11 protein-coding genes are annotated in these 15,374 nt (G+C 32.9%); 9 read left to right on the top strand and 2 right to left on the bottom strand.

Annotated features, from left to right (window positions below; translation table 11 throughout):
• Positions 1–172 precede the first annotated feature (172 nt).
• From IC221_RS01880 to IC221_RS01845, 8 genes are all read left to right on the top strand, one after another.
• Positions 173–418: a helix-turn-helix domain-containing protein gene (locus tag IC221_RS01880; RefSeq protein WP_223241264.1), complete on the top strand. Its 246-nt coding sequence runs from the start codon at positions 173–175 to the stop codon at positions 416–418.
• Between the two features lie 333 nt (positions 419–751).
• Positions 752–1,030: a helix-turn-helix domain-containing protein gene (locus IC221_RS01875; protein WP_188167345.1), complete on the top strand. Its 279-nt coding sequence runs from the start codon at positions 752–754 to the stop codon at positions 1,028–1,030.
• A complete protein-coding gene (locus tag IC221_RS01870; RefSeq protein WP_188167344.1) occupies positions 1,030–2,262 on the top strand; it encodes a type II toxin-antitoxin system HipA family toxin in 1,233 nt (410 codons plus the stop codon). Before IC221_RS01875 ends, IC221_RS01870 begins: the two co-directional genes overlap by 1 nt.
• A 469-nt stretch (positions 2,263–2,731) precedes the next feature.
• Positions 2,732–3,769: a YhcG family protein gene (locus IC221_RS01865; protein WP_188167343.1), complete on the top strand. Its 1,038-nt coding sequence runs from the start codon at positions 2,732–2,734 to the stop codon at positions 3,767–3,769.
• A gap of 20 nt (positions 3,770–3,789) precedes the next feature.
• Positions 3,790–5,001: a hypothetical protein gene (locus tag IC221_RS01860; RefSeq protein ID WP_188167342.1), complete on the top strand. Its 1,212-nt coding sequence runs from the start codon at positions 3,790–3,792 to the stop codon at positions 4,999–5,001.
• Complete coding sequence (locus tag IC221_RS01855; protein ID WP_188167341.1) at positions 4,994–5,554, top strand: hypothetical protein; 561 nt, start codon at positions 4,994–4,996, stop codon at positions 5,552–5,554. The genes IC221_RS01860 and IC221_RS01855 overlap by 8 nt, the downstream gene beginning before the upstream one ends.
• Positions 5,555–5,556: 2 nt before the next feature.
• The gene (locus IC221_RS01850; RefSeq protein ID WP_188167340.1) at positions 5,557–9,201 is read left to right on the top strand and encodes an ATP-binding protein; all 3,645 of its coding nucleotides are present in this window, start codon (positions 5,557–5,559) and stop codon (positions 9,199–9,201) included.
• Positions 9,201–10,049: a hypothetical protein gene (locus IC221_RS01845; protein WP_188167339.1), complete on the top strand. Its 849-nt coding sequence runs from the start codon at positions 9,201–9,203 to the stop codon at positions 10,047–10,049. Before IC221_RS01850 ends, IC221_RS01845 begins: the two co-directional genes overlap by 1 nt.
• A gap of 29 nt (positions 10,050–10,078) precedes the next feature.
• Here IC221_RS01845 and IC221_RS01840 read toward each other — a convergent pair whose 3' ends face one another.
• Positions 10,079–10,585, bottom strand: coding sequence for a hypothetical protein (locus IC221_RS01840; RefSeq protein ID WP_188167338.1), 507 nt, complete (start codon positions 10,583–10,585; stop codon positions 10,079–10,081).
• Between the two features lie 200 nt (positions 10,586–10,785).
• Between IC221_RS01840 and IC221_RS01835 the strand changes: the two genes are divergently transcribed.
• Complete coding sequence (locus tag IC221_RS01835; protein ID WP_188167337.1) at positions 10,786–12,462, top strand: hypothetical protein; 1,677 nt, start codon at positions 10,786–10,788, stop codon at positions 12,460–12,462.
• Positions 12,463–12,612: 150 nt separating this feature from the next.
• Here the strand turns inward: IC221_RS01835 and IC221_RS01830 are convergent, their stop codons facing one another.
• Positions 12,613–15,144, bottom strand: coding sequence for an AAA family ATPase (locus tag IC221_RS01830; protein ID WP_188167336.1), 2,532 nt, complete (start codon positions 15,142–15,144; stop codon positions 12,613–12,615).
• Positions 15,145–15,374 lie beyond the last annotated feature (230 nt).

Genomic DNA, 15,374 nt, shown 5'->3' with positions numbered 1-15,374 from the left:
AAATGTGAATATAAGTTGGGTTTGCATTTTATATTTCCACTTTTTGGAAATGTAGATATTATCGACTTTAACTATACGGTTTTAGAAATGTCATTCAAAAGTCATAAATCTGCTTAATGTCAAGCTAAATGTATTGTGTTATCTTTTTTCTTTACGATAGAATATTTTTTATATGCAAAAAGATATAATGAGTGCTTTATCTGAATTCGTGAAACGTAGAAGAAAACAGGCTGGTTTAACCCAAGTAGAGTTTGCAGAAAGGTCTGGAGTAGCTTTGACAGTGATAAGAAAAATAGAACAAGGTAAAACTAATTTAAACCTTGATAAGGTCAATCTTGTATTAAGAATGTTCGGTCATGAATTAGCTCCTGTAAATAGTCGTGAGTTAAAAGTAGAAGAAGGAAATGAGAAAGGGTAAAGTATATTATCAGGAACAAATTGCAGGTATTTTATAGGAAACATATGAAGGTGTGTATACCTTACAATATGTAGATGACTATATTCAAAATTTTACTAAATAGTTCATTACGTTCTCAATACCTGTGTGTGATAAGATATTTAAGGATAATAGGTTATTTCCATTTTTTGAAGGTTTGATACCATGAGGTTGCTTATATAGATATGATATATTTTTGTCTTGTTTTTTTTGAAATAAACAGGGCAAATTGTACTTTATTTTAAAAATTATATAGATAATATTTTAGCTAAAATGTGTATATTTATGTATTAACAGATAATATTTTAGCTAATTATGTATAATGTAAATAAAACTCCAAATTCTGTTTTACAAGAGATTTCTAATAAGATAAGAGCAATCCGTAAAGCCTATAAATATTCCCAAGAAGAATTAGCAAAGCGTTCAGGTGTTTCTTTAGGAAGCCTGAAACGTTTTGAAAGCACGGGCAAAATTTCATTAGAATCATTGCTTCGATTAATGCATGTTTTTGGAAGGTTAGAGGAATTAGATAATATCTTATTACCGCAAAAAGATATGTCTGAAATTGAGAAACTATTTAGTGATGATATGTAATGGGAAATATTAAAAAAATAAGAGTAAACTTGAATTTTGGCCCTACTCAAAAATACCAAGTAGGAGAAATTATCAATAATAATCAATCCTATTATTTTAAATATCACTCTTCATTTTTGTCTGAAAAATTAGAGTTATCCCCATTTAAATTACCTCTAAAAAGGGATGTGTATGACATGACGTTGTTTCCTTTTGAAGGTATTGCAGGGGTGTTTAATGATTCTTTACCAGATGGTTGGGGACGGTTACTTTTAGATAGAAAATTGACAACAGAAGGAATAGATATTCATACTATTACACCCTTGGAAAGATTGGCTTATGTAGGAGAGAGTGGTGCAGGAGCATTGACATATGAACCTGAATTTGAGAACGGGAATGATTACCAGTCTGTAGAGTTGGATAAATTAGCGGATCATGCGACTAAAGTTTTAGAGGGAACATCAGAAGATATTTTAGATGAACTATTTGGAATGGGAGGTTCTTCAGGTGGAGCAAGACCCAAAATTAATGTATTGTTTAATCCTCAAACAACTCAATTGACTGCAAGTGTAACTCCAAAAGCAAATGATGAGTTTTGGATTATTAAATTCCCTTCATCATATGATACAAGAGATATTGCACATATTGAATATGCTTACTATTTAATGGCTACCGCATGTGGCATTGAAATGAGTACTAGTCAACTGTTTTATGGAACTACAGGAAAAGCCTATTTCGGTACAAAGCGTTTTGATCGATTAGAAAATCAAAAAAGATTGCATATGCATACGGCAAGTGGTATGATGCATGATAATTTTCGATTAAGTAATATGGATTACGGTCATTTATTAGACTGTGCTTTTCAGTTGGAAAAGAGCATAGAAGCTTATGAAAAGGTGTTCCGATTAGCTTGTTTCAATGTATTTACTCACAATCGTGATGATCATAGTAAAAACTTCTCATTTCTTATGGATAGTAATGGTAATTGGAAGTTCTCACCTGCTTATGATTTAACTTTTTCTTCTTCCTCACATGGTTTTCATTCCACAACAATTGCTGGGGAAAGTCAATCACCAAATACTAAACATTTAATGGAATTGGCCAATCACTTTGGTATTAAAAATGGCAAACAAATAATAGAGCATATAAAAACAGTTGTAAGTGATTGGAAGGGGTTTGCTGAAGACGCTAATGTAACAAATAGTTCTAAAAAGGTGATTTCAAATTCAATTGAAAAGTTGGTGAGTAAATAAATTAGCTCTTTTTTTCTTGTAAAAGTAGGTTGTACATACAACGATTATATTGAGTCTCCCTGAAAATTATAGGTTTCCTAAAAGAGAACTTATAAAATTGAAAAATGGTAAAAAATAATATTAACAGTATAGTAGTGTTTTATTAAGTCTACACTGAAGTATACAAAATCTACAAAGTATACATGAGGTTTGAGAGGGAAGGTTTAAAATGTTAAAATCAATATTTTTTCAACCTCCAAAATCATCAAAAATAGCACTAAACTATTTTGTACTCTATTTGTTCGCTCAAATTTCAAAAACAGCCTTAACACTATCAAAAACGTAGATTTTAGGGGTGTTGTTAAGTTCTGTATCGGGAAATAATGTAATACTAAAAATAGTATATAGATCTTTGAAAGAGGCTTTAGGGCCTCTTTTTTGATGATAGCTATTTAATGATTAGATTGTGTGTATATTTGAATGAATAAGAATGGGGAATCAAATACCATCACGCCAACATAATTTCTATTCAGAAATAAAAGAAATCTTAGCTTCTGCAAAAATTAAAGTGAACTCAGTAGTTAATTCTGCTATGGTAGAAGCCTATTGGTCCATTGGAAAACGTATTGTAGAGGAAGAACAAAAAGGAGAAGCTAAAGCAAAGTACGGTAGCTTCTTAATAAAAGAACTATCAATACAATTAACAGAAGAGTTTGGTAAGGGGTTTTCAATGAGAAACCTAAAATATTTTAGACAATTCTATCTGCTTTTTCCTGATTTTCAAATTGGGCACACACTGTATGCCCAATTGAGTTGGAGTCATTATAAATTATTGTTTAGAGTTAATGATATTGATGCTAGAAAGTATTATCAGAAAGAATCAGTTGAAAATCAATGGTCAGTTCGAACATTAGATAGAAACATATCAACCCAATATTATCAACGACTATTACAATCTCCATCAAAGGATTTAGTTAAGTCGGAGATGAAAGAAAAAACAAAAGACTTAAACCTTAACCCTGAAAATTTCATTAAAAATCCTTCAGTATTAGAGTTTTTAAATCTACCAACAAACTTTGCTTATACTGAACAGGAGTTAGAAAAAGCATTGATCGATGATATTCAAAAATTCCTTTTGGAACTTGGGAAAGGTTTTGCTTTTGTAGAACGTCAACAACTCGTAAGGACAGAAACTTCTGATTTTTATATTGATCTTGTGTTCTACAATTATATTCTGAAGTGTTTTGTATTGATTGAAATCAAAACGGAGAAGTTGTCTCATCAAGCAATTGGTCAATTGGATATGTATGTTCGTATGTATGATGATCTAAAAAGAAATGAAGGAGATAATCCAACAATAGGAATTCTTTTATGTGCTGATACTGATCAAACTATTGCTAAATATTCAGTATTGAATGATAATAAACAATTATTCACCTCTAAATATTTGACTTATTTACCTACAGAAGCAGAACTAAAAGCCGAAATTGAGAGGCAAAGGGAGGTTTTTGAAGAGAGAATGAAATAGAAATAATTTAAGCAACAAACATGTACCACTTCCAAGACATATCAGAAATCATAGGCACTCTCAATGAGGGTAAAAAGCTTATTGATGAGATCTTTAAAAATCGTAAACGTTATGATTACGAATACGAACAGGCGTTAGAACTTTTAGGTGACGGAGGGGAGGCAAAAATTCAACGCTTGATAGATAAAGGCATTATAAAAGAAAATGGACAATATCTTGAAATTGAAGATCAGTTTCTTTCCTTTTTTGAGGAATTGATGCAGGTTAATGAGGTCATTAATATTTCGTCTTTTAATGAACATATCAAGATTATAAAGGAGAATATTGATTACTTCAGTAAGGAAAATACACAAAACAGAAAACAACGTTATTTTAAGTTAGTCAAAAAGGATTTAAGTAGAATTGGTAAAATATGTTCTAGAAATGTTGACGATTTGATCCGAAATATTGATACGACTTTTAAGACAGAGGAGAACTATCAGATTAAATTAAAGAAGCTTGAAAACTTTAAGGGTAAAACGGAAGAGATTCAGAACTTAATCGCTCAGTCACGACATTTGATTGATAAAGAGGAGGTCTCCTTTTTTGTACTTTCTGCTGATGAAGAGTTGCAGACTATAGTGGTAGAGTTGAAAAAAGAATTCAATTCAGCCAGTCATAATTTGGTTGAAATTCAAAGGCAATTGCTTCAATATATCAATCAAGTGAGGCATAATTCTCAAGTGGTGGAAAAGGTCAAGAAGCTGAAGTTATTGATGGATCAGGTGGAGTTGGAATCCCAAACCAATATCAAGGAAGTGCTCAATGAAAGGAAGGAGGTGCTTTATGAGAAACGGAAAACGTATCCGTTGAAATTAGATTTAGATATTTTGGAGGAGGATGAAGTGTATCAGTTGATCCAAGAGATTAATCAAAATCAAAAAAATAAAGAACGACGAAAAGCCCCATCTGCGGAAGCAATAGATACTAACCTTTTAAATCAACAAACCGAAAGTGTATTCTTTATCAATCATGAGGAAGTAAAACGTAGCTTTTTGGCTCAAGGAAATGATCTTTTTAATTTTGTATTTCATTATGAGTTTCCTTTTGAAGTGTCTTATATTGAATTGGTGGGATGCTATTATAAGATCATTAATTACTACAGTAATGAGATTGAGATTACTAATGATAAAATAAGATACGAAGACCGATATTTTGCGAAAGTGTACCCTAAAAGAAAGAAATATGCCTAGAGAAAATTATAACAAACAAATTTTTGAAATACTGAGTAAAGGACATTTTATTTCCTCAAACTCTATCAATTCAACACAAAAAAAGTTATATCAGTATTTAGAAAAAGAGAAGGAAGCAACACAAGATTATTTTGATCAGATCGGGTTTTATTTAGTGGAGGGGAAGGACTGTTTTTATTTTAGTAGGGAAGAGGAAAGGAGTACACTGAAAAGTAAATTAGAAAGGGCAATGCGATGGATCAGTATTCTTGATTTTTTCAAGTCGTATGATGAATCTTTTGGAGTGGGTACTCAAATTACACCTTCAGAAGTTTCGTCTATTATTGGAGTAAATCAGAATCTGAAAAATAAACTCAATCTGCTAAAAAGGATTACTAAAAAAGAGAAATACGATGAGAGTGTAAATGAACTTTTCGAGATCTTAAAGAAGGAAGGTTTTGTGGAGGTAATTGATGATCTTTCCATGACTTACAAAGTATTGAATTCTTTTTCTTACCTCGAGGAATTGATTTTGAGTATCGATATTGAAGAACCAACAACAAACGAAAACTAAGCATGAGAACCCTCAATAAAGTCATATTAATCCATTGTGCCAATATTCCATATGCAGAAATAGAATTGGACAGCAATTGTCACTTTGGAGGTACACAAGGTGTGGGGAAAAGTACAATTCTTCGAACGCTTTTATTCTTTTATAATGCAGACCCAAGAAAGCTAGGGATCAAAAAAGAACAAACCCGTTTTGTTGATTGGTATTTGAAAAATGATAATTCTTATATCATCTATGAAGTAGCTACAGAGAAGGGGAGTTTTTGTGTGGTGTTGTTTCGTGCTCAGTCTAAAGTACAATTCAGGTTTTTTGATAGCAGTTTTGAAAAACGATTTTTTATGACTGAAAATGGAGAAGTTTTTAATCATTGGAATCAGATCAGAGGGATATTAGATAAAGAAGGAATTGGACTTTCAAAGGTGATCGATAATTACACTACTTATCGTGATATCATTTACGGTGCTCAACAGCAACAAAGGGAATTTAAAAAGTACAATTTACTTGAGGCAAAGCAGTACGGTACTATTTATAAAACGATTCAAAGTGTCTACCTCAATGCAGATGTTTCGGCAGATGATATTCAGAAAATTATTATTGATTCTCTGGACAGTGAAGAAAAGTATATCGACCTGAATACTTACAATCATCACTTATCTGATTTTGAAGAACAATTGAGAGATATTGATGAATATAAAAAGGATAAAAATCTAAAAACATTAGAGCAATCGTTTGGGATTTTATTAGAATTAGATGATGTCGATAGTCAGTTGTATTCCTTGTACGGTCAATTATACAGCAGAGAAAAATGGTTGAATGATCAATTACCCTATTTGAAAGATAATGCAGATCTACTTTCTCAAAATGAAGTGAAGTTAAATGACAAAATAGCTCATGAGAAGTCGTTGCATGCAAAAAGAAAAGAGGTTATTGCTTCAAAAATTAGTGTATTAAAGGATAATCTAAAAAAGACGAGAGAAAAGAAGAAGTATTATCAATCTCAAAATATTCAAGAAGTAGAACGTAGGGTAAAAGAGCGCCCTAGTATTGAAATTAAACTTAAAAATCTCGAAGCAGAAGAGTCTTCGCTCACTAGTCAGTTTCAGGATATAGAAGTAAAATACAAATCTCTAAAAGCACAAAAAGAAGCGGAACAATCCACATTTATTCATCAGAAAGAAGCTTTGATAGGTGAGTTAAAAGATCAACTATTTGATCAGGAGAGAGGGTTAAATCAAGAATACGATCAATTATTTGATCAGTTGGAGGAAACGAATGCTGATAAAAGAGTCGTCTTACAGGAGCATTTTTCTACCCTTCAAAACAACAAATCAGAGAAGAAAATTGAGCTCAATGATTGTAAGAATAAGCAATTCTATCATTCAGAAATTGAAGGTGTAAAGGATTATATTCAAAAAGGAATAGCGGAAACTAATGCATTAGGTCAAGAGGTGCTGAAGTCTGAACAAGAAATAGAAGGATACCGTAAGAGTTGGACGCATGAATTAGAAATCTATCAAAAAGAGATTGAAAACGAGAGAGCAAATTTAAATCTACGTTTTGAGAAACTGACTCAAACGAAAAAGGATTTAGAAGGTAAAATCGAAAAATACAATCACACACTCTTGGCTTGGCTTACGAATAATAAAAAAGATTGGTCTGAAAATATTGGTAAAGTCATTGATCAAGATTTACTATTCCATGATGAGCTCAATCCTCAATTATTGGATCAGTTGTCCTCTTCATTTTTCGGAGTAGGTATTGACTTGAAAACGATTGAAGGGAGGTCTTTTTCATTGTCATTGTTGGAGGAACAGTTGAAAGATACATTAGGTGAGATTGAAAAAGTGAGGAAGGCGTCAAGTGAATTAGATCAGGGTTTAATTAAGAAAGAACAAAGCCTAAAGAAAAAATATCAACCTCAAATCAATAAGTTGAAATCTTTTATTGAGGTATCTAATAATACAATTAAGAAGAATATAAAAGAGAAAGAACGCCAAGAAGTTTTATTAGCGGAATGGATTGAAAAAGGACAGAAAGAGAGGGAGTTACAATTGGTTCAACTCAATAAGGAATTGAATACTATTCAATTGGAGTTGGGAGAGTTAAAACAGCAATTAAGTTCATTTGAGGAAGGAGTAAAGCAACAAAAAGAAGTCAAACGTAAAGAAAAGACAAGGCGTTTGAATCAGTTTAAAAAGGATTTTCAAGAGAAACAAAATGGAATTCGATCAGCAATTGAAGACTATAAACAAGAGATCCAAAAAGCAATTGACGAACTGAATGAACAGAAAAATGAGGAGCTTTCTGGAAAAGGAGTGGATAAGAAGCACCTTGAGAAATTATCTGATCAAATTAAAAATAACAAAGCCGAGTTAGACTATATTAAAGAACATCAACAATTGGTTTTTGAATATGATAAAGACAAGCGTGAGTACATCGATAAGCAGAAAACGTTTGAAAACGAAATGCTTCATGAGGAGGAGAAGCTAAATAATTTGGTGGCTGAATTTTCTAATTCTTTGAATATTTTAGAAGAGAAGTATAAAGAAGTAAAACAACAGTTATCTGATATCAATCAATCTATCCAAACTTATGAAGCAGAACTCAAGGTTTATGAAGAACAAAAAGACGATGATAAGCTGATTGCTTTGGAAGAATATGCTACTACGGTCACATCGTTGGAAGGTGATTTGACTTTTGATGAACTACATCGAAAAGTGTTTCAGACTTTTGATATGATGAAAGAAAAGAAAGATGCACTTTACAAAAAACTGAAAAATTATTTAGGGGAGTTTACAGTCAACTCAGTGCTTAAATTTCCTTCTGTTGAGGAATTAGAAAGCAAAGGTGTAAGAGTGATTGGTGAGCGACTGAAAGAGTTTGTTCGTGAGGATAAGATTTCAGAAATAGAGAAAATTTTCAATGAACGATTTGCCAATATCATCAATATTTTCGGTACAGAAACTCAGGATCTATTAAAGAAAACGGCAGAGATAGATCAAATCATTAAAAAGATCAATAAGGACTTTAAGCTGAAAAACTTTGTTAGTGCAGTTACCAACATTGAGCTGAAATTGGAGGAAAGTAGAAATCCAATTATCAGTGTTTTGAAGAGAATCAAGGAGTTTCAGGAAGAAAATAATAGTTCTTTGGGTGTGGCAAATCTTTTTACTCAAAACAAAGATTTGAATAAGATCAATAGGAATGCCGTCAAACTATTAAAATATCTGAAGGATGAAATAGGGAAGTCAAAAACGGGAAAACTATTACTTTCAGATACAATTCATATTTTATTTAGAATAGAAGAGAACGGTAATGATACGGGGTGGATTGAGAAACTGAAAAATGTGGGTTCTGAAGGAACAGATATTTTGGTCAAAGCCATGCTGAACATTATGTTATTGAATGTCTTCAAAGAGGGTGCTTCGAGGAAGTTTAAAGAATTCCAATTGCATATTATTATGGATGAAATTGGGAAACTGCATTCTACCAATGTCAAAGGTTTGTTGAGGTTTGCCAATGAACGAAATATTATTGTTTTGAACGGCTCACCAGAAACGAACAATCAATTGGATTATGGTCATATTTATCATTTGGATAAAGTGGCAGGGCATAAAACGATGGTTCGACAAATAATATCTAAAGCATAATGAAGTTATCTGAAAGTAAAGCCAAAAAGTTATTACAACTGAGTAATGGAGAGGTGATTTCGGGGAGTCAATTGAAAGGAGCACCTTTTGAACAAATGCTTGATGATGGTATTTTACAATCTTCTATTCAAGGAAGATCAAGACGAAAGGTAGTGTGTAATGATACATCACAATTGAAATTTTATTTGAAAAATCAATGGGGTATTAATGACCTGTCGGCTTACGTAGAAAATTTCAAAGTGGGTGAGAGTAGGAAAGATAATATTATTGTAGCATCAGATTCTAAATCAAAAAAAGTCAGAACTTTTAAAGGCTTTTTGGTCAACTGTTATGAATCAATTTCAGCAGTTTTAAATGAGAAAGAATTGAAACTTCAACCCGCCTCAGGAAGCTTTATTTTTATCAGTGATTTCGAAAACTTTACAGTAGATAATGAAGTAACCATAGTTGGTGTAGAAAATGCCGAAAACTTTAAAATGATCGAACAGCAAAAGTATCTTTTTGAAGGCATGAGGGTTTTATTTGTGAGTCGTTATCCTCAATCCCAATCCAAAGATTTGATGCATTGGCTTCAAACTGTTCCTAATTCCTACCTTCATTTTGGAGATTTTGACTTTGAAGGAATTGGCATTTTCCAAAATGAATATCAAACATATTTAGGGGAAAGGGCTTCTTTTTTTATCCCTCCAAATATTGAAGAATTACTCCAGAAATATGGGAATAGGAATTTATATGATCTTCAGTTGAATATTAGAAAATTGATTGTTGAGGACGAAAAGTTGAAAAGGTTGGTAGATCTGTTTCATCATTATAAAAAGTGTTTGGAGCAGGAGGTTTTGATAAAGTGAAGTGGGAGTGTTACATAATTTTTGTAAACCTAATTATTCATCTTATTTGAATCAAGAATATAATAGAAGTGATGTGTATTGTCGGAGGAAGAAAGTATCTCATTGGTGTTCTCTTTTTCTTTAACTATTTCATAAGCTGAAAAGTCATTGTACAATGATATTTCCCAATTAATGTCTTTGTTCATCGCATCATATATAAATTTTTTCTGAACTTGATGATCAATAATAATTGATATTGAATCACTATCATAAGGGAAACTTTTTCCATTATTATAATGGTCAACCCTAAAAAAAGAAGATACTGGTTCGGCAGGCTCTATAATTCTTATCCAATACGTTGAAGTATCATTTGGATTTAGTTCCAGAGAAGTAATAATATCACTACTGTATATTTTGATCAGAACATCTTTATCGAGGGTATTAACAATTTGATATTGAGAAATACTCCCTTTATTATTATCATCACAATGATCACATTCACTCTTGCACTTAGTAAGAAAGAGTAATGTTAAGCTACATAGAATTAAAAGTTTCATTAGTCTATAGGTTTTGGATTAACATAATACGAATTAATTAGTTCAGGTAAAAATCCTCTGAGCTATTATAATGTTTCTAACTAAGCACCGTTTTTTATGTACTCAATAAAATTTCATTAGAAGATGAATTAGCTAATTTTCAAAAGAATGAGAAATACTGTACTTTCGCAGACTAATCTTTTCAATTTTAATTAAAAACGATGCAAACTTATTTTTCAACTATACTACTTATTTTTGTATTAACATTTTCAGCAAACGCACAGTTGAGGTATGATCCAGTGATGACCACAGGAGAAAAACATGGTAAAGGGTTGGCAGAATCTAACATGTATTTGGTAGGTAAGACAGATCAACATCTGATTTACTTAAGTGGTAAAGGTAAAGGGACTGCTATAGGAGTAGGAATTATGGACCCCATTGCTATCGGGACAAAAATTGCCCTCCATCTATCTTTTTACAATAAAAAATTAGATTTAGTTAAAGAAGTATCACTTGGAGAAATTAAAATGATGGCACTAAATGGTGCCAATGATAAAAATTATGAATTCACTTATCAAGACCAAGAGGGGGTGATTTGGGTTATTTATTCAACGGGTTCAAAAGGTATGAATCGCCTTTATCGCACAAGATTAAATAATGCTCAAACAGGTTTTGAAAAGCCAATTTTAATTTCACAACAAAGAATTGGGAGTGATAAAATCAGTAAACAAGGTACATATAATATAAAGTTATCTGACGATAAAAATCTGTTATGTATCTACTCTATTTCTTCTAATAGGAAAGCAGAAAACTCAAATGCTTATGTCCATGTTTTTGACCATCAATTCAATAGCAAATGGTCTATGATCTCTAAAGTACCTCAATACAGAAAAAATAATTTTACCTCTAAATTAAGTATTGGTTTAGCTAAAGTTGAAAACTTTAAGGATCATAAAATTCTTCTTTCGAATTCTGGAGTACTCAATATTTTTAACCGTGTTTCTGGGAAGAAAAACACTTATGCCCACTTATTATATTCCTTTTCTGAAGGTAAAAGAAACCCAATTGTAAAGACCTTTACTAACGATAAAGAATACTTAAAAGGCTTGTATTTAACAGAATACGAAGATCAAATAGGTGTAATCGGTTATTATGCAAATCTAGAGACGAAAGGGTATGAAATTAATGGTCTTTACATCGAATTAATGGATCCGATCTTTCTTAAAACGAAAAATAAGAAAAAAATAGAGTTCACAAATAAGAATAAAGTGGATTTCATGACTTCGGGTTACTATCCTAAAACATCGAAATATGAATCTAAGTTTGTCTCAAAGGATGAAAATTTGAGAAAAAAACTAGAGAAAGGAAAAGAGATTGGAATGGGTAATTCTTATTATCCTTTAAAACTGATCACGAATAGTAATGGAACATTTACGCTTGTATCAGAAGCTCTCACAGCAATAACGACGTCTTCTACATCAACATTTGGTGGAATAGCTACTACAGATGTAAGTACAAAGTATACTTTTGGTGATATTTGCTTTGTCAACTTTGATAAAGAAGGGAAAATTCATTGGATTAGTAATTTTCATAAATACCAGAAATTAGAGGAAGGGGCAGCATTATCAGGTGGAGTGCTCTTAATTGAAAATGATGATGTTTTGAGCTTTATGTATGCCAACGTCAATGTAGATAAAATGCAATATGGTGAGATCTCACTTGAAAATGGTAAAATAGAGTCGAAAGATATCTATCCTCTGAAAAACGATAAGATTGAAGGTCATTGGTTAATGATGAAAAGCTTCAATGACTATGCTCCAAACTCATATATTGGCTTAGCATCGAAGGTATTCAAAACCAAAATGATTACGTTACAATTAAAAGAGAAATCATTGTAAATTCCTTCAACATAAGGTACTACTTAAATCACAAGCCAATCTATTCTAAATAGGTTGGCTTTTTTTTCGGAGACTTAAATCTCTTTTGAGCTTTATAGGTATAGACTAGGTAAAATCAGTCTATGAATTATTGAGGTGATTTGACTTTTTCTATTGTAAAATCTCCTTCAACATCGTCTTCCTAGCCCTATTATCAATATTCCTCACCGCAATGCCAAAAGCCTTACGAGTTCCTACAAAAATGGCCATTTTCTTGGCCCTTGTGAGTGCTGTATAAATCAAATTTTGATAGAGCATATTGAAGTGTTGCATTACAACAGGAATGATAACGACATCAAATTCACTACCCTGAGATTTATGTATTGTAATGGCATAGGCCAGGTCAAGGTCGATAAGATCTTGTTTTTCATAAAATACTGTTTTGGCATTTTCACCCGACCCAAAATCAACGGCAAGTTGAACATTGGAAGTGTCTATAGATGAAATTTTGCCGATATCGCCGTTGAACACTTCAAGATCGTAGTTGTTTCTTTTTTGAATCACTCGGTCTCCCATTCTGAAAATACGCTCACCAATGGTAAGGCTCGCTTTTCCTTGTGCCTCAGGATTACAGGTTGCTTGAACCAATTGGTTGAGGCTTCTAGCACCCATGCTTCCTACGGTCATTGGTGTTAGGATTTGAGTTTCTAAGTTGGAACCTACTTTCTCTTTGATCGTTTTTCCGTACAGTCGAACCACCATTTCTGAAGCTACAAATCCATAATGCAAACTTGACCAAGGGTGAATTTCCTCCATAATAGTTTTCAAAGCAGAAGCATGATCTTCTGATTGAATTAAAGTTTGCAAGTCAGCATGTAAATAATGATTGGGGATATGAAATACAAAAGACCTTCCGCCTGTTTTTTTGATTTCTTCAATCTCATTTTCAGAGGTAGTGTGAATGTAGATATCGTCTTCTTGCGTCACGGATTTATAAGTATCTTCTTCCCCTTCTGCTCCCTTTTCTTTGACAAATGCAACTCCTTCATTTTGGATGACATACTTCATAGATTGTGTCATTTTCTTGATGAATTGCGTTTGCTCTTTTGTCGCTTCATCTGAATCTATAAACAAACAATCCATATTGTCCTCCCATACCGTTGGCGTATTAATAGGAGATTCTACTCTCGGAATTTGTCGTTTTATAATTTGATGGGCAAACTTGATAATCTGACTTTCTTGTGCCTGACGGAATACTTTCTTGAGGTGAAAACAAGGCATTACTTCACTTTCAATTAAATCTTTCAGCACGTTTCCTGCACCCACTGAAGGCAACTGATTAGGATCGCCGATAAAGAGTACTTGGGCTGATTTTGGAATGGCTTTCAGTAATGAAGCCGAAATGGAAATATCCAGCATTGAGCATTCATCAATAATGATAAAATCCACTTCCAAAGGATCTTCTTCGTTCTTTTTGAATTGTCCCGTATTAGGTTGCCATACTAATAAACGGTGAATAGTTTGTGCTTCTCTTCCAATTACTTCTCCCATTCGTTGTGCGGCACGGCCTGTTGGTGCTGCTAGCAAAACACGCTTTTTCATGGCTAAAAGCAATCTCACCAAAGCCTTTGTCGTTGTCGTTTTACCACATCCAGGTCCGCCAGTTAAGATCGAGAAAGGTTGTTGTACTGCACCATAGACGGCATCAAACTGTTCATCGCTTAAAGGAAATTGTTGTTTGGAGTTGAATAAATCCAGCCATCTTTTTACACGCTCAGCATCCACATTTACTTTTTCGGATAAGAAGGATTTGACAATCTTAGCGGTATTCAATTCATCATAAAAAAGGGATTTAGAATAATAGCATTTGATTTCTAATTCACCCATTTGCTTCATTCTAGTACAGAGGTCGTTATCCTTTTCCATGGCCTCAATTTCAGAAATCACTAGCTCCTTAAAATCTTCTTTGAGTAATGCTTTTACATTTTGATGGATAATTTCTAATTCAAGATAACAATGCCCTTGTTCTCTACTTGCCGAAAGCACATGACTGATTGCCGCTCTCATTCGTTTCGGACTGTCCTTTGCAATCCCCATACTCAACGCAATTTTATCCGCTGAGAAAAAACCAATTCCATAAATATCTTTTGACAAACGGTAAGGGTTTTCTTTCAAAATTTTGATCGCATCATTGCCATACGTCTTATAAATTTTGACAGAAAACAGCGTACTTACTCCAAATTCCTGAAGGAATAGCATCACATTTCTGATTTCACGATGTTCCGTCCAAGAGGCTTTAATTTGATCCAGTTTTGTAGTCGCAATTCCTGTCACTTCTGTTAACCGTTCAATATTCTCTTCAAAAACATCCAAAGTATCTTTCCCGAAGTGATTGACAATCCGTTTGGCTATTTTAGGTCCTACACCATAAATCAAACCTGATCCGATATACTTTTCTAAGGCAGACGAACTTGCCGGTTTTTTTTCAATAGTAGAATGTGCTTTGAATTGATCCCCAAATTTGGGGTGAGTAGTCCATTCTCCTTCAAACTCTAAAGTAGCACCCGCAAAAACGTTGGCTTGATGTACCGTAACGGTGATTTGTTCGTGAGGTCTGTCGGCAGGGTTTACCCTGATGACCGTCCATCCATTTTCTTTGTTATGATACGTAACGCGGTGTACTATGCCTTTGAATTTTTCCATGATCAATCAAAAGTGGAATGCTTTAGAAATAAATGAGGAAGGTGATATTGAAATAAAGAGTTGCTTTAAGGTCAATTATGCTATTTTTTTCTATTGTCATTTCCCTCTACTTAAAAGTATATTTCAGACTTAAATATACTAATTAGATAAAAGAGTTAGTTTGTCAATCCCTCACAATTTAAGGTGCTAATTTCCAATGTTTGTGCCTCTATAACTGTAAGTCGGGATGT

Origin of the sequence: Flammeovirga sp. EKP202 (assembly GCF_014534745.1) — a bacterium.
Taxonomy (GTDB): Bacteria; Bacteroidota; Bacteroidia; order Cytophagales; family Flammeovirgaceae; genus Flammeovirga.
This window is presented reverse-complemented; position numbering and strand designations above follow the sequence as displayed.